The organism is uncultured Porphyromonas sp., assembly GCF_938039215.1.
Taxonomy (GTDB): Bacteria; Bacteroidota; Bacteroidia; order Bacteroidales; family Porphyromonadaceae; genus Porphyromonas.
Genome location: NZ_CALHVI010000019.1, coordinates 1 through 18,909, shown reverse-complemented (window position 1 = coordinate 18,909; position 18,909 = coordinate 1). Strand labels below are relative to the sequence as shown.

Below are 18,909 nucleotides of genomic sequence, written 5' to 3'. Positions count from 1 at the left end.
CTGTAGGTCGGTGATGGTACATTTTGTCATGAAAAACGAAGGAATTAGTCCAGACTTAAACCATGGCATCCCTTTTGCCTCTTATTTAGCAGAGGGAGAGGACTCGTGTATATGGGTCGACGCTCCCTCCTCGTTCATTACGAGGCACACCGAGCCGAGCTCCGCCTTCCGAAGATGGGGGCGGTGAGGCTCGGACCAACAGAATTAAAGCTATATACTTAAAGACTTATGAGCAAGGTATTGAAGAAATCCATGGCTATCCTAGGTTTGGTAGCAGTGAGTGTCGTCGCTTCGGCTACGACGGTGCATCTGATGGCTCGCAGTGGCAAGGCTCCCGTGGCCTATGGCTCGAGCTACGAACCCGAGGGTGTCACCTCGGCCAGCGAATATGGATTCCAAAACACAGCCTACGCTGTCGGCTCTCGCCAGCTAGGTAATGCCCCCGACCTAACGCCTGCTGCTGAAAGTTCGGTCAAGGCAGTCGTCCATATCAAGGTGAAGAAGACGCAACAGGTGCGTGAGCAGCAGATGATGGATCCCTTTGAATTCTTCTTCGGGGGAGATCCACGAGGGAGCCGTCGTAGTGAGCCCGTCATGGGCTACGGCTCGGGAGTCATCATCAGCAATGATGGCTACATCATGACCAATAATCACGTCGTCGACGGAGGGGATGAGCTCTCTGTGACGCTCAATGATAACCGCACGTTCAAGGCGAAGCTTATCGGATCCGACCCCTCCAGCGACATCGCTCTGATCAAGATCGAAGCCAAGGATCTGCCCACGATCCCCTTCGGCAACTCGGAGAACCTCCGTCTCGGCGAATGGGTGCTGGCTGTTGGGAACCCCTTCAACCTCACTAGCACCGTCACTGCTGGTATCGTCAGCGCTAAGTCACGTGCTGCCGCTACGGGTGACCAGCTCGGTGTAGGGGCTTTCATCCAGACCGATGCCGCTGTCAACCCTGGTAATAGTGGTGGAGCACTAGTCAATGCTTCGGGTGAGCTCGTGGGGATCAATACGATGATCTATTCGCAGACGGGGAACTATGCCGGCTACTCCTTCGCCGTACCCATCAATATCGCCGCTAAGGTCGTCTCCGACATCAAGAAGTACGGCACCGTACAGCGTGGGATGCTCGGTGTCGTCGGGGCAGATGTCTCCAGCGAGCTGGTGCAGAAGGAAGGTCTGAAGGTCAACGAAGGCTTCTACATCGCTGACTTTGCCGAGATCAGCGCTGCTCTGGCTGCTGGTCTGGAGAAGGGCGATGTCATCACTGCCATTGAAGGTCATCGCATCACCTCGTTCGCTCAGCTACAGGAGCAGATCTCTCGCTTCCGTCCTGGCGATGCTATCTCTGTGACGGTGAACCGTAAGGGCTCTGAGAAGACTTACAAGGTCACCCTCCGCAACCAAGAGGGTGGTGCTAAGCTCCTCAAGCAGTCCCCCAATGCAGCCGATAGCCGCCTCGGGGCTACCCTCAAGGAGCTAAGCGCAGGCGATCTTCGTGCCTATGGTCTCTCCTACGGCCTCGTCGTCGAGTCGCTCCGTGCAGGTGCGCTGAAGAAGGCTGGGGTGCGTGAAGGCTTCATCCTCCTCACGGCTAACAACACCCCGCTGCGCTCCCTGCGTGACCTCAATCAGGTAGTCGCTACCCTCGACAAGGCAGGCAGTCAGACCCGCTCACGCCGTGCTCCCCTCCTCGTGCGTGGCTTCTATCCACAGACGGGTGAAGTGATCTCCTTCACGATCGAACTCTAGCGCTCACACCTTAATATATAGTGTCCCCACGGGCAAGGTTAGGTAGCTTAGCTATCTTCCTTGCCCGTGGGGACACTGCATGTCTTACCGCCTTTGTACTGCGAAAAGGCTATCTTTGCCTATGCTAGTAAACAAATACGTATTCTCTAAATGATATCGTCGAATAGAAGCAAGATCTACTCGCTTATTACTTTGGCTACCCTAGGGGTTAGCTCCCTCTCCTCCACAGATGTAGCAGCCCAGACGGGTATAGGTCTGCGCCTCGGTCAGCCCGAGGAAGTCACCCTCGGTGTCGATGGTCGCATCACGCTGGATATGGCAGCCTTCTCTCCCGTCAATAAGTCCAACTTCACCTATCTGCCTGCAGGGGCAGCCGTCGAAGAACCCTTCCGTATGGCAGCGGGTCACTCGATCACACAGGCCCGCCTCGGTGTCTTCTCGAGCTATGGCAACTGGTCAGGTCGTGTGGATGTCAACTATCGTGGACAGCGGGTCACCTTCTGCGATATCTATGCGGCATACGCATTCAATCCCCGTACTCGACTCGTCCTCGGGCATCAGCTTGAGCCCATGAGTCTCGGGATGAATACCTCTACCCGCCACGGCTCCGTCACCACGCCGATGCCTCTGGACTTCCTCATCCCCTACACACGTCACTGGGGGCTCGCAGGGACCCATTGGGGGGATAAGTACTGGCTCGGAGCAGGCTTCTTTGGGGGCAGTAGCGAGCGTGTCAATGCTCGTGAGAATCACATGGGCGAAGGCTATGGTGTCTCCATGCGTGCCGTCTACCGCCCCATCAACAACGACAAGCGCACCCTGCACCTCGGCTTCTCTGCCGTAGCTCGTACACCCGAGCGTGTGACCTCTGATGAGGGGATTGTTGCCCTTGGAGGTGGCTCGGGCTCTGCCGTAGAGAACCGTGCCTTCATGGCTGGCCGATTCAGCGGGATCGACTACTATACGATCTATGGCTTAGAGGCTGCTTACCGCAACGATTACTTCTTCATCCAAGCCGAAGCCTTGCACTCGTCCTTCGTCGCTGGTGCAGGAGGAGCAGTCCTCACCAACGGGTCCCGCTCACTCAATATCAGTGGCGACAAGAGTACCTCCTTCTGGGGGGCTTATCTCGTCGGTTCGTATATGCTTCGTGGTAAGCAGCGCAGCTATTCCAACGGGAGTGCTGCCTTCTCCAATGTCAATTGCGCCCCAGAGCCTGGAGGCAATCTCGAGCTCATGGCAGGTGCAAGTGTCCTTGATGCCGAGCCTCTCGTGGGGCAGGGGTATGAGCTCGTCGGAGCGCTTAATTGGTACCCCAACACGGCGATGATGCTTGGCTTGAGCTATACCTTCACCGGACTATCCGATGATGCTACTGCCCTTGGTCGACTTCGCTCGAAGAATGGCAAGGGGCTAGACTACCATACGCTACAGCTCCGTGCTCAGTTCGTCTTCTGATCCCAGCTTACGTCTCTCCGCAGATCTGCTATTCATGCGTTTACGATCGATTCTCCTCTCCGTCCTCGTCCTGATCCCGCTCTGGGGTGAGGCGAAGGTCGTCAAGCCCAAGGCTCCAGCCGTCGCCCCCGAGCAACTTCTGCAGGAGGCGATCACGGCTTATCATGCCTATCAGTTCGAGCAGGCTACGACGGCGCTAGAGAAGTACTTCGCCGCCCTGCAGCGCAAGCATCAAGCTGTCCCCGATAGCGCTAAGATGCTCGAGGCTCAGATCTCTCGAGCCGAACGGATGTACGCCTCGGCAGATGCCCTTCACGTAGTGGATAGCACTCTGGTGCGTATGGATCACCTCACTGAGCTCCTTCCCCAGATTAGTCGGCGCTTCCTCCCTGCTGGGCTGCTCCCCAAAGAGATCCGCTCCCTCCTCCCCGTGGAGACACCCGCACTAGGCGACAGCCTGCACCCAGCGTCTCCCGTCTTCCCTATCTTCGGCTTCGTCGATGCTCTGAGGCGCAATAGCATTATCCCCGATGGCCGTACCCTCGCTTGGTTCGCTATGGTGGGGGATTATAGCTGGGAGCGTCAGGGCATAGCTACCAAGGCGCTGGAGTCCGATGCGCCTATCCGCTCGCCCTTCCTCCTCGAGGATGGCATGACGCTCTTCTTTGCTCGTCGCTCTCCCGCAGGCCTCGGTGGCTATGACCTCTATATGACGCGTCTCACCGAGCAGGGTAATAGCTTCTTTGAGCCTACGCTCCTCGGTATGCCGTACAACTCCCCCTACAACGACTATCTGCTCGCCTATCACGAGAGCGAAGACTGGGGGATACTCATCAGTGACCGCTTTGCGCCTCGGGGGCAGGTCCACGTATATCGCTTCACCGGTCGCCCAGCCTTCCTCTCCGGTCGTCAGGGTGGTGAGACGACGGAGCTTGAGCCTGAAGAGGCTTACCGTCGTGCGACGCTCTCGGGTGTCCTCTATGAGGGTAAGGCCCTAGCCATGCAGCATGAGGAAGTGATTACGGAGTACCCCGAGCTGACCTTCCACCTCCATGGCTCGAAAGTCTACCACAACTGGCCGAAGTTCGAGAGCGAAGCTGGCCGTCGTGCCGTCGCCGAAGCTGAGGCTTTGCGCATCTCCCTCGCTCGTGAAGAGCTCCGCCTCCGTGTGCTCCGTACTCGCTGGAAAGAGGGTGATGCTTCCGTGCGCAGTGAGCTGCGCAGCGAGATCCTGCTCCTCGAAGTCTCCGTCCGTGAGAAGACTAAGCAGTACCGCGACCTCCTCAATGCTGTACGTCGCCACGCAGGCGTACGCTAACTCCCTCCCTACTTAATCCTCACTCTACTTGGAATCATTTAGTCAGGTCATCAGGGAAGTGATCCCTTGGGCAGCATGGATAGCCCTTGCTGTCTCCGCCGTCCTGCTCATCCTTTCGGCCTTCATGTCTTCATCGGAGGTCGCCTTCTTCTCTTTGTCTCCTTCGGATATTGATGCGATCAAGGAGGAGGAGCACCCTGCGGACAATGCCCTCCTTGAGCTTCTCAAGGATTCAGAGCGACTGCTGGCGACGATCCTCATTGGTAATAACCTCGTCAATGTCGCTATCGTCATCCTTACGGGCTACGCCTTCACTCTGATCTTCGACTTCTCTTCGTCGCCCGTACTAGGCTTCCTCACGCAGACGGTCATCCTGACGCTCCTTCTGCTTCTCTTCGGTGAGATCATTCCGAAGGTCTATGCCCAAGCTCGCCCACTTGCCTTTAGTCGCTTCTCGGCGGGTAAGATGCGTCTCGTCTCGAGTGTCCTTCATCCTTTCTCCTCCTTCCTCATGCGCTCGACAAGTCTACTGACGCGGCGCATGCAGCCGAAGCGCTATGACCTCTCGGTCGATGAGCTGTCGCAGGCCGTCGATCTCCTTGAGGGGCACGAACCTGAAGAGAAGGAGCTCTTCGAAGATATCATCAACTTCCACAGCAAGACGGCCTCCGAGATCATGGTGCCTCGAGTGGACATGGTCGATATAGACATCTCGTGGGACTTCCATCGGATGCTCCACTTTGCTTTGGACTCGGGCTATTCGCGTATCCCCGTCTACGAAGATTCGGAGGACAATATCCGAGGTATCCTTTACCTCAAGGACCTCATCCCCTATAAGGACGAGGGAGCAGACTTTGACTGGAAGAAGCTGATCCGTGAAGCGCTCTTCATCCCCGAGAATAAACCGTTGGATGACCTCCTCGAGGAGTTCCGTAGCACGAAGAAGCACATCGCTGTCGTCGTCGATGAATATGGCGGTACTAGCGGGATCGTCACCATGGAAGATCTCCTTGAGGAGATCGTCGGGGAGATCTCGGACGAATATGATGAAGAAGAACTGCCCTACAAGCGCCTGCCCGACGGGAGTTATCTCTTCGAGGGAGGGACACCTCTGAATGATGTCCTCCGAGCTCTGGACCTTGATTCGGGGATCTTCGGCAAGGTCGAGGATCAAGTAGATACCCTCGGAGGTCTTGTCCTCGAGCTCAAGCAAGACCTACCTCGTAAAGGGGATGTCGTCACGGCTGGCGGTTGGAGCTTCCGAGTTACGGGGCTGGAGAAGTTCCGCATCACCGAGGTGAAGGTCACACCTCCTGCCTCGTCTATGGATAGCGCAGTATGATACTTGAGCATATCGAAGGGTTGCCCCTTGGGGTAGCCCTTTGTCTTTGTCACTTCCCGCCTGCTTCTCGCACGGAGCGCAGGAGTGTAGAGCAGAAGGCTGTAGAGCTGATCCTCTCGGAGCTCCTAGGGGAGTCGAAGCCTCGGCGAGGCTATGATGCACTTGGGAGACCGATCCTGCTGGATCATCCAGACCGATCGCTTAGTGTCAGCCATGCGGAGGGGCATGCAGCAGTGCTCCTTACTCCTTCGGCTGACAGAGTGCCAGGGGTAGATATCGAGACCTACCGCCCGCAGCTCTACGATATCACCTCACGCTACCTCCATGCTGAGGAATGGGATCGGGTGCATGCTACCTCTTCGCTTGAGGAGCTACAGCTGCGCTCACTCCTCTGGTCAGCCAAGGAGACAGCCTACAAGATCTTCAACCCTTCGGATGCATCTCTCTTGGGCTTCACCGTCGCACAGCTTAGTGCTGACGAGCTAGTCCTAGACTATGCCGAGGGAGGTGCTCAGCTAAGCCTCGGCTATCAGCTTCGCTCGGACTACCTCTTCACCTACGGGACGCATCCTTGTGCACCTCACCTTGGATAGCCTCGATACAAGACCCTTCATGATCCTAACTAATCATTCTAAATAGACCAATGACTATGCGTAAGTCTCTCTTTGCCCTTCTCGTGGCGCTTGGGGTAAGCCCCCTAGCTCGAGCTGACGAAGGGATGTGGCTCCTAGAGCAACTCTCCAAGAAGTACCCCGAGCTCGTCAAGCGTGGGCTCGCGATGCAGGAGTATGATCTCTACAATCCCAACGGCACTTCGCTCAAGGATGCCGTCGTACACTTCGACGGAGGCTGTACGGGTGAGGTGATCTCCTCGCAAGGACTTGTCTTGACCAACCACCACTGTGGCTATGATGCCATCCAGAAGCTCAGCAGTGTCGAGCACAACTACCTCGAGGACGGCTATTGGGCGAAGAGCTTCGCCGAAGAGCTTCCTGCCGAAGGGGTCGTCGTGACCTTCGTAGATAAGATCGAAGATGTCACGGCTTATGTCCAGGCCGAACTGAAGAAGATCCGTAAGGGTACGGGCATGGAATACCTCTCCCGCCACTACCTCGATGACCTTGCTCGCAAGCGTGTCGGGGAGGCTTATCTCAAGGCACACCCAGGGACGAGCGTAGAGATCCGCCCCTTCTACAATGGCAATAAGTATCTGATGTTCACCAACAAGGTCTACTCGGATATCCGCTTTGTAGGTGCTCCTCCCAGTGCCGTGGGTAAGTTCGGCGCTGACACGGACAACTGGAAGTATCCGCGTCATGCAGGGGACATCTCCATCTTCCGCATCTATGCCGATGCCAACGGCAATCCTGCGCCCTACTCCAAGAGCAATGTGCCTCTGAAGCCTAAGCGCTGGTTCAACATCTCTACTGATGGTGTCCAGAAGGAAGACCTAGCGATGATCATGGGCTTCCCTGGGCGCACGAACCACTTCTTCCTCCCATCGGAAGTTGAGGAATGGAAGACGATCGACAACGATATCCGCATCCGCATGCGTCAGATCCGTCAGGAGGTTATGCTCAAGGATATGCTAGCTGATCCCAAGGTGAACATCATGTATGCTGCTAAGTACGCCCGCTCGCAGAACGCCTACAAGCGTGCGATCGGAGCGAACTTCGGTATCGAGAAGAACAACTTCAAGGCTACTAAGCAGCAGGAGATGGAGTCGCTACTCGAATGGACCAAGACGAACGCTCCTAAGTCCTACCGATCCTATGCAGATGCCATCGCTACCATCGACAAGGCGATCGCTGGACGCAGGGATATGCGCCGTCAGTTCTGGTATCTGGATGAAGGTCTGTGGCAGGCCATCGAAGCAACTCGAGCTCCAGGGGCAGATGATCCTCTGACCGCTACGGATCGTGCCTTCGTCGCCTACAACAACAAGGACTACCTCCCCGCCCTCGATGCCAAGATCGCTAAGGCAGAGCTCGCCGAATATACCCGTCAGATCGATCGTAAGGACTGGCCTGAAGCGATCGCCGAAGGGATCGATCAGTTCGGTTCGGTCGAGTCCTATGTCGATGTGATGTTCGCTCAGTCTACCTTCACCACCCCCGAAGGCTTCGAGGCATTCAAGAAGCTCAGTCCTAAGGAGCAGCAGGTCGTCCTCACCACGGATCTGATGTCCCGCTTCGCCGCTTCGGTGCGCACCAAGCGGGAGCAGCTCACCAAGGCGCTACGTGCCTTCGACAATCCTATTGATCTGGCTCGTCGGACCTATGTCGGTGGAGTCCTTGCACAGCGTGGTGCAGAGAACCTCTGGCCCGATGCCAATAGCACCCTGCGCTTCACCTTCGGTAATGTCCGTGGCTATTCGCCCGTCGATGGGGTGGAATACCAAGTGCCCACGACGCTCCGTGGGGTGATGGAGAAGGAAGATCCTACTTCTTGGGAGTTTGCCGTTCCTGCCCGCCTCAAGGAGATCTACGCTAAGCAGCTCTATGGTGCTGGCCAGCGCTGGGCCTTCAAGAACGCTGCTGGTGCCTATGAGATGCCCGTGAACTTCGCCGCTACTACCCACACTACGGGTGGAAACTCCGGTAGTCCCGTCTTCAATAAGTACGGTGATCTCATCGGGATCAATTTCGACCGCAACTGGGAAGGTGTCGGTGGCGACATCCAGTATCTGCCCTCCTATCAGCGTAGCATCATCTGTGATATCCGCTACGTGCTCCTGCTCATCGACCAGCTCGGTGAGTGTCCTCGCCTCATCGACGAGCTCTCGCTCGTCTCACGGCGATGAACGCCTCTCAGGATCAGCGCCCTCATCTCGTCGTCCTCTCGGGGGCGGGGATGAGTGCCGAGAGTGGGCTCTCGACCTTCCGTGACAGTGACGGCCTCTGGGCTGGGCACAATGTGCAGGAGGTCGCCAGCATCGAGGGCTGGGAGCAAGATCCCCAGCGGGTGTTGGACTTCTACAACATGCGCCGTCGGGAGTTCGTCGGGGCTCAGCCCAACGAAGGGCATCGCCTTCTGGCCCAGCTGGAGCAACGCTATCGGGTAACCATCGTGACGCAGAATGTGGACGATCTACATGAGCGGGCGGGAAGTACCCACGTCATCCACCTGCACGGCGAGCTGATGAAGAATCGCTCCGTGCACAATGCTCGTGTGACCTATCCCGCCGAGGGAGCGACGCTGGAGCTTCATGTGGGGGACTTAGCCCCCGACGGCTATCAGCTCCGTCCCTTCATCGTGTGGTTTGGTGAAGAAGTCCCCGAGATGATCCCCGCAATCGAAGCTACGGAGCGGGCGGATCTCTTCTTGGTCATCGGTACTTCGCTGGAGGTCTATCCAGCTGCGGGGCTCCTAGGCTATGTGCCTCATCGTGCGCCCGTCTACTGCATCGACCCCAAGCCCGTGCGAAGTAGTTACCGCCCCGATCTCATCCACTTCGAGACGGGTGCGACCGAAGGGATGCGTCGCCTCTACGACCTGCTGATGAAGTAGCGTCTCCCTCCTTTTCCTATCCATCTACAGAAGCCCCGATATCCGTCTGCGGATGTCGGGGCTTCTGCTACTTTTCTATCTAGCCCTTCGACCCGTCAAAAACCTGCCTCCCAGCTGTGTTTTCGCCAAGCTCGCAGTGGGGGGCAAAAACGACCCACGGTAGGTCGCTCTTGGAACCTACTGTGGGTCGCATCAACGACCTACCGTGGGTCGGTAAGGCGACCTACCGTAGGTTTTATTTTCCCCTTCCCTGCGACCTATCGCTACCGCATATTTCGAGGGGGGCTGATCCTCCTTCGGCGGGGCACATGAATTGCCGTATCTTTGCCCCCGTACGTGGTGGTCGTATATCCATGTACGTATTAAGCTATTGAGATGCGATTTATGACTTTCTTGCGCTGGGCTCTGCCCGTGGCGCTTCTGATGAGTGGCGAACTGCTCGCTAGCCCTACTTCAGCCCTTCGGACGAAGCCCACTCTTCGTCCCGATAGCAGCTACCGACGGGCGCTCACATACTTCTTCGATCGTCCCGCTCGGGATATGATGGAGGAGCTCCCCTTGGGCAATGGGCGCCTCGGGATGCTCTCCGATGGCGGTATCCAGACCCAAAAGATCACGCTCAATGAGAGCTCGATGTGGAGTGGGTCGGTGGATTCGACCGCTTGGAATCCCGAAGCTGTCAAGCATCTGCCCGCCATTCGTGAGCTTCTCCTTGCGGGGAAGGCTAAGGAGGCTGAAGATCTTATCTACCGCACCTTCGTCTGTGGAGGAGAGGGGAGTGGCCGAGGTAATGGGGCGAATGTCCCCTATGGGAGCTACCAAGTCGGGGGCTTCCTCCACCTCACGTGGGGACAGGCACCTTCCCCTAGCCGTTATCGCCGAAGCCTCAGCCTCAGCGAAGGGGTGAGTAAGGAGACCTTTGAAGTCGCTGATCGCCCCTACCGCTCCAAGCGCCTTTACAGCGCCTTCGGACGGGATGTGCAGGTCGTGAGCCTCACCAATCACAGCGAGGAGTCCAGACGTGATACCCTCCGCCTCACCCTTAGCCGTCCTGAGCACGGGCAGTGTCGGGTAGGAGCGGGCTATCTGATGCTCTCCGGTCAGCTCCCCGATGGTCGTGGGGGCAAGGGACTTCGCTATGCCATCGTCGTGCGCCCCGTCCTACCCCAAGGGGGGAAGCTCATCACTCGTGAGGGCGAACTGCTCATCGTCGATGCACCCAAGGTGAACCTCTACATCACACACAATACCAACTACTATAATAAGCGGGCTGCGCTCGTAGCCCTTGGCGTAGAGCAGCTGCTCGAGGCCGAAGCTCAGGGCGAGGAGAAGATCTATGAGGCGCATAAGCGTCAGTTCTCCAGCCGTATGGATCGGGTGCAGATGCGTCTAGATGGCGGGGATGCCTCTCGCAGTGTGCTACCCATCGATCAGCGCCTCACGGCCTACCACGAGCACCCCGAGGCGGATCCTGCCTTAGCGAGTCTCTACCTCCAGCTGGGGCGCTACCTCCTCATCTCCAGCACCCGTCCAGGAGCTCTGCCTCCCAACCTGCAAGGTCTCTGGACAGAGACGATCCAAGCTCCGTGGAATGGCGACTATCATCTGAATATCAATCTGCAGATGAACTATTGGCCCGCAGAGAAGGGAGCCCTCTCTGAGACCGTCAGTCCGCTGACCGATTGGGTCGAGAGTATCGTCCCTTCGGGAGAGAAGACCGCCCGCACCTTCTACGGCGCTGAGGGCTGGGTGACGCACGTGTTGGGCAATGTGTGGCAGTTCACCGCCCCAGGGGAGCACCCCAGTTGGGGCGCTACGAATACCTCCGCCGCTTGGCTCTGTGAGCATCTCTTCAATCATTATCGCTACAGCCAAGATCGCTCTTATCTCGAGCGGATCTATCCCGTGATGCAGGGTGCTGCTCGCTTCTTCCTCACGACCCTTGTCCGAGATCCGAAGACGAACTACCTCGTCAACGTACCGACTACTTCGCCCGAGAATAGCTACTACACCCCCGAGGGGCAGGAGGTAGCTGTCGCTGCAGGCTCGACGATGGATAATCAGATCCTCCGTGAGCTCTTCACGAATACCCGTGCGGCAGCGCTCCTGCTCAAGCGAGACCGCACCTTCGTCGATAGCCTCTCTACGGCGCTTCGCTGGCTGAAGCCTACGACGCTGGGCCCCGACGGCCGTATCATGGAGTGGATGGAGGACTTCAAGGAAGTCGATCCGCACCACCGTCATGTCTCCCATCTCTATGGGCTCTTCCCCGCCAGCGAGATCACACCGGGTGAAACACCCGAGCTCGCTGAAGGGGCAAGGAAGACGCTTGAGGCACGTGGCTCGAGCAGTACCAGCTGGTCAATGGGCTGGAAGGTGAACTTCCATGCTCGTCTCGGTGATGCAGCAGGGGCGTATGAGGTGCTGAATATGCTCCTTCGTCCTGTGGGTGCGATCGATCCGAAGACCAGCCACCCCTATGGTAGTGGGACGCATCCCAACCTCTTCAGTTCGCATCCTCCCTTCCAGATCGATGGTAACTTCGGTGGAGCTTCGGGGATCATGGAGATGCTCCTCAGTAGCGAAGCGGGTGTCCTTCATCCGCTACCTGCCCTGCCGAAGGCTTGGCAGACGGGGCAGATCGAAGGCCTACGTGTCGTGGGGAATGCTGTCTGCTCCCTCGCTTGGCGAGCAGGCCAGCTGGAGCACCTCGAGCTCGTAGCTGGTAGCCCTTACCGCCATGTGCTTCTCCTCCCCAGCGAGGGGCGAGGCTATGAGCTTCGCCTCAATGGTCGAGTGCTCGCTCCGAAGAAGCTCCTTCGTGCGGGTCGCCTGCACCTTCCCCAGCTGAAGGCGGGTGATCGTCTCGAGGTCGTCCGAAAGGCCTCCAAGTAAGGTCCACTGCAGGGGACAAGAAAAACCTACTGTAGGTCGGCGAACCGACCCACGGTAGGTCGCAAGGACGACCCACAGTAGGTCTCTGAGACGACCTACCATAGGTCGCTATCCATGCGTCAGTAGCGTATCAAAAAAGGCTTCGGTGGCTATTTGCCTCCGAAGCCTTATCTTTGTGCTCATCCTATCGTATAGTCAGTAGCTTATGGTCATCAAATCGGCAGAGTTCGTCATCAGCAATAGTCAGGTCAGTAAGTGCCCCACGACGGGTCTACCTGAGTATGCCTTCATCGGGCGCTCCAATGTGGGGAAGTCCTCCTTGATCAATATGCTCACGGGGAAGAAAGGACTGGCGATGACTTCGCAGAAGCCAGGGAAGACCCAGCTCATCAATCACTTCATCATCAACGATGCTTGGTACCTAGTGGACCTGCCAGGCTACGGCTATGCCCGCCTGAGTAAGGACGGCAGGGAGAAGCTCAAGAAGATGATCGAGGACTATACGCTGGAGCGCAAGGAGCTCATCTGTCTCTTTGTACTCGTTGACTCCCGTCACGAGCCACAGAAGATCGACTTGGAGTTCATCCAATGGCTGGGCGAAGAGGGTGTACCCTTTGCCCTCGTCTTCACCAAGGCGGACAAGCTCACCAAGGGGCGTTTGGCTTCTAACCTCGAAGCCTATAAAGCTCGCCTCCTCGAGGAATGGGAGGAGCTCCCCCCGATCTTCGTCACCTCCTCGGAGCAACAGCTCGGGCGGGACGAACTGCTTAGCTACATCGAAGGCATTAATACTACCCTATAATAGATCACTCGAAGAAGATCATGAAAGGAATCATTCTCGTAACAGGTGGGACGGGCTACATCGGCTCCCATACCACGGTAGAGCTTATCCAGGCAGGCTACCAAGTCATCAGCATCGATAACCTCTCCAACTCCAACATCGAAGTCCTCGACGGGATCGAGGCAATTACGGGTATTCGCCCGATCTTCTACGAAGCAGACTGCAATGACGAAGCGGTCATCGAGCACATCTTCAAGACGCACCCTGGGATCAAGGGGGTCATTCACTTCGCAGCAAGCAAGGCCGTAGGTGAGTCCGTACACAAGCCTCTGCACTACTACAAGAATAATATCCTCTCGCTCATCGTCCTCCTAGAGGCCATGCAGCGTCACGGTACGAAGGGGATCGTCTTCTCTTCCTCCTGCACCGTCTACGGTCAGCCAGAGATCTTGCCCGTCACCGAAGAGGCTCCTATTCAGGTCGCCCTCTCTCCCTACGGCAATACCAAGCAGATCAACGAAGAGATCCTCAGCGACGTGGTCTATGCCGGTGTCCCCTACAAGGTCATTCGCCTGCGCTACTTCAACCCCATCGGTGCACACCCATCAGCCCTCATCGGTGAGCTGCCCAATGGTGTGCCTCAGAACCTCATCCCCTATCTGACGCAGACCGCCGCAGGCCTACGCCAGCAGCTAAGTGTCTTCGGTGATGACTACAACACCCCCGACGGCTCTTGCATCCGTGACTACATCAATGTCGTAGACCTAGCGAAGGCACACGTCGTAGCGATCGAGCGTATGCTCGATGAGAAGTCTGGTGCCGAACCTATGGAGACCTTCAACATCGGTACAGGTCGTGGTGTCAGCGTGCTGGAGCTCATCCGTACCTTCGAGGCTGTCACTGGAGTGAAGGTGCCCCACAAGATCGTCGGTCGCCGAGAAGGGGACATCGAGAAGGTCTGGGCTGATCCTACCAAGGCCAATACCGTCCTAGGCTGGGAGGCTAAGGAGTCGCTGGCCGATACCCTGCGCTCGGCTTGGGCTTGGCAGCAGTACCTCATCAAGAAGGATAAGTAACACTACCAAGTAAGGAGAGGGGTAGGGCATCTAGCCTTACCCTTCCCTTTCATTATTAGATATAGAAAGACTGGATGAAGAAGAACTTCAAACGTACCCTCATCACCGCCGCCCTGCCCTATGCCAACGGACCCGTGCATATCGGACACTTGGCTGGTGTCTACATACCCTCCGATATCTATGCTCGCTACCTGCGCCTCAAGGGCGAAGAGGTGCTCTTCGTCTGCGGGAGCGATGAGCATGGTGTCCCCGTCACGATCAAGGCTAAGAAGGAGGGTATTACCCCTCAGGATGTCGTAGACCGCTACGATGCCATCATCCGCAAGTCCTTCGCAGACTTCGGGATCACCTTCGATACCTACGGACGTACGACGAGCCAGACGCATCGTGAGCATGCCTCTGCGATCTTCCGTACGATCTATGACAAGGGGGGCTTCATCGAGGAGGAGAGCGAGCAGTACTATGACCCCGAGGCAAAGCAGTTCCTCGCTGACCGCTATATCACGGGTACTTGCCCCCGCTGTCAGCACGAGCATGCCTATGGCGACCAGTGTGAGCACTGCGGATCGACGCTCAATCCTACCGACCTCATCCACCCCAAGAGTGCTATCTCTGGAGCAACACCAGAGCTTCGCAAGACGAAGCACTGGTACCTCCCGCTTGACAAGCACGAAGCCTTCCTGCGTGAATGGATCCTCGAGGGGCACAAGGAATGGAAGACCAATGTCTATGGTCAGTGTAAGAGCTGGCTCGACGGAGGGCTCCAGCCTCGTGCCGTGAGCCGTGACCTCGACTGGGGGATCCCCGTCCCTGTAGAGGGAGCAGAGGGCAAGGTGCTCTATGTGTGGTTCGATGCGCCTATTGGCTACATCTCCAATACGAAGGAGCTGCTCCCCGATAGCTGGGAGAAGTGGTGGAAGAGCGAAGATACCCGTCTGCTGCACTTCATCGGCAAGGACAACATCGTCTTCCACTGCATCGTCTTCCCTGCGATGCTTCGTGCCGAAGGTTCGTACATCCTGCCCGAGAATGTCCCCGCTAATGAGTTCCTCAACCTCGAAGGTGACAAGATCTCTACCTCCCGCAACTGGGCGGTCTGGCTCAATGAATACCTTGAGGATCTCCCCGGTAAGCAGGATGTCCTTCGCTATGTCCTCACGGCCAATGCTCCCGAGACCAAGGACAATGACTTTACGTGGAAGGACTTCCAAGCACGCAATAACAATGAGCTCGTCGCTGTCTTCGGGAACTTCGTCAATCGTGCGCTTGTCCTTACCGAGAAGTACTTCGATGGTAAGGTGCCTGCCCTTGGTGAACTGACGGACTTCGATCGGGAGACGCTGGCTGAACTCAGCGTAGTGCGAGCTTCGATCGAGAAGGAGCTGGATAACTTCCACTTCCGTGAAGCTCTGAAGGAAGCGATGAATCTGGCTCGTCTGGGGAATAAGTACCTCGCAGACACTGAGCCTTGGAAGCTCGCCAAGACGGATATGCCCCGTGTGGCTACGATCCTCAACCTTTCCCTGCAGATCACTGCCAACCTCGCTATTGCCTTCGCACCCTTCCTCCCACAGAGCAGCGACAAGCTCCTCGGGATGCTTCAGATCGCTCTGCCCGCTTGGTCGGATCTGGGTCGCTCCGACCTGCTCGCCGTAGGGCATCAGCTGGGTGAGTCTAGCCTCCTCTTCGAGAAGATCGAGGACGAAGTCATCGAAGCACAGATCGCTAAGCTGCAAGCTACGAAGGAAGCTAACGAAGCCGCCGAGGCTGCAGAAGCGAAGGCTGCTGCCGTAGCTCCCGACATTGCCTTCGAGGACTTCACGAAGCTCGATATCCGTGTGGGTACCGTCCTAGAGTGCACGAAGGTGCCCAAGGCAGATAAGCTCCTGCAGTTCCGTCTGGATGATGGCCTTGGTGGGCGCACCATCCTCTCGGGGATCGCTCAGCACTACGCTCCAGAGGAACTTGTCGGTAAGCAGGTCTGCTTTATCGCTAACCTTCCTCCCCGCAAGCTCCGTGGGATCGAGTCGCAGGGGATGATCCTCTCGGCTGAAGACCTTGCTACAGGTCAGCTACGTGTCATCTCTCCCGCAGGGCCAGTCGCCCCAGGGAGCGAAGTCAAGTAACCTCTCTAGCTTCACTATGAATCATACTCAAGTTATAGGCATCCTCCGCCCCATCATGTGGGTGGGGATGCTTCTTTTTGCGCTTGCAGGCACCACGCTCCACGCTGAGAAGAAGGTGCCGCCCACGACCCAGCATCACCTGCGTATCCTGCATACGACCGATGTCCATGGGAATATCTTCCCCTATGACTTCCTCAATGACCGAGCTGGGACGGGGAGCATGTCTCGTCTATCGACCGTGCTGCGTGAGGTGCGTCGTACCGATCCCGAGACACTGCTGCTGGATGCGGGTGACCTGCTGCAGGGAGAGCCACCTGCCTACTACTACAACTATGTAGATACGCTCTCGCCACACATCATCTCCTCAGCGATGAACTACCTTGGCTATGATGCCGTAGCCATGGGCAATCACGACATCGAGCCTGGGCACAGCGTCTTCGATAAGTGGGCTAAGGAATGTAAGTTCCCCCTTATCGCAGCTAATATCCTCTCCGAGAAGACGGGACAGCCGTACTTCAAGCCTTACCATGTCTTCACTCGTGCGGGACTTCGTGTGGCTGTCCTTGGGTTCACTACACCGGCTATCCCTCAGTGGGTGCCCGCTCATCTCTGGGAAGGACTGCGCTTCGATGATATTCTGAAGTCTGCCGACTACTGGGTGCCCTTCATCCAGCAGAAGGAGAAGCCAGATCTGCTCGTCGTCCTGATGCACTCGGGGCTGGAGAATGACAATCCCGATTATCTAGAGAATGCAGGTCGGGCACTGGCAAATCGTCCCTTAGGTATTGACCTGCTCTTGATTGGGCATGACCATCGTCAGGAGCTGGAGTGGATCCGTCCCGAGGGGCGTACAGACTCCGTCCTGCTGATCAACCCTGCCAACCACCTTGAGCGTGTCGCCGATATCAAGATTACGGTGCGTAAGCAAGGGGATAAGGTCATCGAGAAGAGCCTTTCTCCTTCGTTCATCTCACTGGATGGGGTAGAGCCAGACCCTGCCTTCCTCCGTCACTTTGCTCGTGAGGAAGCTGCGGTGAAGGAATACGTCTCGAGTGAAGTAGGTTCGCTGGAGGGAGAAGTGCGTGGTCAAGACGCTCTCTTTGGTACGAGCCCCTATATGGATGTCATCCATCGGATGCAGCTAGAGGCGATCAATGCCGAAGTCTCGCTAGCTGCTCCGCTGAAGCCTTCGGCGGTGCTCCCTGCTGGGAAGGTCTACATACGTGACCTCTTCAAGTTCTGTCCCTTCTCCAACTTCATCTATGCGATGGAGCTGACGGGGCACGAGCTACGTGGCTATCTGGAGCACTCCTATGCCGGCTGGATGAACGGGATGACTTCTTCGGAAGATCCCCTGATCCGTCTTCGTCCAGGAGCTAAGGTCACGGATAAGTACAAGACCTTCGTCCCGCCCTACAACTACAGTGCGGCTCAAGGGATCGACTATGTCGTGGATCTGACGAAGCCCGAAGGTCAGCGTGTGACCATCCTGCGTCTCACCGGGCACAGCGAACCCTTTGATCTTGATCGCAAGTATCGTGTAGCCGTCAATTCCTACCGAGCAGGTGGTGCAGGCGGTATGCTTACGCAAGGAGCTGGCATCCCCAAGGAAGACCTTCCGAAGCGCATCGTCGGAGCTACTTCGCACGACCAGACATACTACCTAGCGGAATTCTTCCGTCGCCACGGATCGGTACGTCCCGTGGATCCCAAGAACTGGCGTATCCTGCCCGAAGACTGGGCGAAGGAAGGTGCTGAGCGTAGCCGAGCCTTCCTCTTCCCTAAGAAGTAAGCTCGACCATGCGTCTTGCCCCACTTCTTCTTCTGCTCCTTCCCCTAGTGCTGGTGTTGGTGCAGCTCTTGCTGAGGTGGGGACTTCAGCGCCGTACGGAGCTTCTCCGCTCGGCACATAGCTATCGACCTCTACGGCGACAGGAGACACCTGTCGTCGTAGAGGTCGATGTCGATTCTTCCCCGCTCTTTGACTCTCCAGCGCCAGAGGGAGCACAGCCTCACTACCTCGTCCTCGATACGGAGACGCAGGATGTACTCCACGGAGAAGAGGTAGGAGAGGAGATGACGCTCTCACCTCTGATCCTGCTCTCGTGGCAGGTGCTGGATGCTGCGGGTGCCTGTCTCTCGGAGGAGACGCACCTCATTCGTCGCACTTCGCCGATCACAGCGGAGGCTACAAGCCTGCACGGGATCTCTACCGAAGAGATGGAGGCTGAGGGGGAAGATCTTCGCCTTGTCCTTGAGCGCTTCCTTCGGGTAGTCCGTGAGGTGAAGGTGCTCGTAGCGCACAACGTTCGTTTTCATAGGACGCTTCTCCTCTCGGAGCTGGAAGCTGTGGGGCTTCCTTCGACTTCGCTAGAGAAGCTCCCTCAGCTCTGCACGATGGAGCGTGGTCGTGTCTTGGGCTTCAAGCGAAGCAGTTCGGGGGAGGCTATGTATCCGAAGCTCAGCGAACTCTTCGGCTACCTTTACCTGCATCAGCCCGAGGTACATATTCGCTTTCACCAGAAGGGGCTTCGTGATGTTCGGCTCCTAGCTGCCTGTTTGAGGCAACTGATCGTCTAGCCTAGAAGTCTCCCCTTATACAATAGATATATATACAGCCAGCCGGCATCCCACTCTGATGTGGG

General features: G+C 57.0%; 13 protein-coding genes. All 13 read left to right on the top strand.

Annotated features, from left to right (window positions below; all coding sequences use genetic code 11):
* Positions 1–228: 228 nt before the first annotated feature.
* The 13 genes from Q0336_RS02055 to Q0336_RS01995 all read left to right on the top strand — a co-directional run bounded on the left by Q0336_RS02055 (position 229) and on the right by Q0336_RS01995 (position 18,844).
* On the top strand, positions 229–1,758 hold the full coding sequence (locus tag Q0336_RS02055; RefSeq protein ID WP_298525050.1) for a Do family serine endopeptidase: 1,530 nt from the start codon (positions 229–231) through the stop codon (positions 1,756–1,758).
* 150 nt (positions 1,759–1,908) lie between these two features.
* Entirely contained in the window at positions 1,909–3,216 is a 1,308-nt protein-coding gene (locus Q0336_RS02050) for a porin (RefSeq protein WP_298525047.1), read from the top strand.
* Between the two features lie 34 nt (positions 3,217–3,250).
* The gene (locus tag Q0336_RS02045) at positions 3,251–4,534 is read left to right on the top strand and encodes a hypothetical protein (RefSeq protein ID WP_298525044.1); all 1,284 of its coding nucleotides are present in this window, start codon (positions 3,251–3,253) and stop codon (positions 4,532–4,534) included.
* Positions 4,535–4,562: 28 nt separating this feature from the next.
* The gene (gldE, locus tag Q0336_RS02040; protein ID WP_298525042.1) at positions 4,563–5,876 is read left to right on the top strand and encodes a gliding motility-associated protein GldE; all 1,314 of its coding nucleotides are present in this window, start codon (positions 4,563–4,565) and stop codon (positions 5,874–5,876) included.
* Positions 5,873–6,469: a 4'-phosphopantetheinyl transferase family protein gene (locus Q0336_RS02035; protein ID WP_298525039.1), complete on the top strand. Its 597-nt coding sequence runs from the start codon at positions 5,873–5,875 to the stop codon at positions 6,467–6,469. The genes gldE and Q0336_RS02035 overlap by 4 nt, the downstream gene beginning before the upstream one ends.
* A 56-nt stretch (positions 6,470–6,525) precedes the next feature.
* A complete protein-coding gene (locus Q0336_RS02030) occupies positions 6,526–8,679 on the top strand; it encodes a S46 family peptidase (RefSeq protein WP_298525037.1) in 2,154 nt (717 codons plus the stop codon).
* Entirely contained in the window at positions 8,676–9,386 is a 711-nt protein-coding gene (locus Q0336_RS02025) for a Sir2 family NAD-dependent protein deacetylase (RefSeq protein WP_298525035.1), read from the top strand. Before Q0336_RS02030 ends, Q0336_RS02025 begins: the two co-directional genes overlap by 4 nt.
* Positions 9,387–9,770: 384 nt before the next feature.
* A complete protein-coding gene (locus Q0336_RS02020; RefSeq protein ID WP_298525032.1) occupies positions 9,771–12,281 on the top strand; it encodes a glycoside hydrolase N-terminal domain-containing protein in 2,511 nt (836 codons plus the stop codon).
* 205 nt (positions 12,282–12,486) lie between these two features.
* Positions 12,487–13,083 (top strand): ribosome biogenesis GTP-binding protein YihA/YsxC, encoded by a 597-nt coding sequence (gene yihA / locus Q0336_RS02015; RefSeq protein ID WP_298525029.1) that lies wholly within the window; start codon positions 12,487–12,489, stop codon positions 13,081–13,083.
* 20 nt (positions 13,084–13,103) lie between these two features.
* Complete coding sequence (gene galE, locus Q0336_RS02010) at positions 13,104–14,138, top strand: UDP-glucose 4-epimerase GalE (RefSeq protein ID WP_298525026.1); 1,035 nt, start codon at positions 13,104–13,106, stop codon at positions 14,136–14,138.
* Between the two features lie 74 nt (positions 14,139–14,212).
* Complete coding sequence (gene metG / locus Q0336_RS02005) at positions 14,213–16,264, top strand: methionine--tRNA ligase (protein WP_298525023.1); 2,052 nt, start codon at positions 14,213–14,215, stop codon at positions 16,262–16,264.
* 16 nt (positions 16,265–16,280) lie between these two features.
* The gene (locus Q0336_RS02000) at positions 16,281–18,056 is read left to right on the top strand and encodes a 5'-nucleotidase C-terminal domain-containing protein (protein ID WP_298525020.1); all 1,776 of its coding nucleotides are present in this window, start codon (positions 16,281–16,283) and stop codon (positions 18,054–18,056) included.
* 8 nt (positions 18,057–18,064) lie between these two features.
* Positions 18,065–18,844, top strand: a complete 780-nt coding sequence (locus Q0336_RS01995; RefSeq protein ID WP_298525019.1) for a 3'-5' exonuclease — start codon at positions 18,065–18,067, stop codon at positions 18,842–18,844.
* Positions 18,845–18,909 lie beyond the last annotated feature (65 nt).

Coding starts and splice junctions, on each gene's coding strand:
- Q0336_RS02055 (WP_298525050.1), top strand. CDS start 229: ATGAGCAAGGTATTGAAGAAATCCATGGCTATCCTAGGTTTGGTAGCA.
- Q0336_RS02050 (WP_298525047.1), top strand. CDS start 1,909: ATGATATCGTCGAATAGAAGCAAGATCTACTCGCTTATTACTTTGGCT.
- Q0336_RS02045 (WP_298525044.1), top strand. CDS start 3,251: ATGCGTTTACGATCGATTCTCCTCTCCGTCCTCGTCCTGATCCCGCTC.
- Q0336_RS02035 (WP_298525039.1), top strand. CDS start 5,873: ATGATACTTGAGCATATCGAAGGGTTGCCCCTTGGGGTAGCCCTTTGT.
- Q0336_RS02030 (WP_298525037.1), top strand. CDS start 6,526: ATGCGTAAGTCTCTCTTTGCCCTTCTCGTGGCGCTTGGGGTAAGCCCC.
- Q0336_RS02025 (WP_298525035.1), top strand. CDS start 8,676: ATGAACGCCTCTCAGGATCAGCGCCCTCATCTCGTCGTCCTCTCGGGG.
- Q0336_RS02020 (WP_298525032.1), top strand. CDS start 9,771: ATGACTTTCTTGCGCTGGGCTCTGCCCGTGGCGCTTCTGATGAGTGGC.
- yihA (WP_298525029.1), top strand. CDS start 12,487: ATGGTCATCAAATCGGCAGAGTTCGTCATCAGCAATAGTCAGGTCAGT.
- galE (WP_298525026.1), top strand. CDS start 13,104: ATGAAAGGAATCATTCTCGTAACAGGTGGGACGGGCTACATCGGCTCC.
- metG (WP_298525023.1), top strand. CDS start 14,213: ATGAAGAAGAACTTCAAACGTACCCTCATCACCGCCGCCCTGCCCTAT.
- Q0336_RS02000 (WP_298525020.1), top strand. CDS start 16,281: ATGAATCATACTCAAGTTATAGGCATCCTCCGCCCCATCATGTGGGTG.
- Q0336_RS01995 (WP_298525019.1), top strand. CDS start 18,065: ATGCGTCTTGCCCCACTTCTTCTTCTGCTCCTTCCCCTAGTGCTGGTG.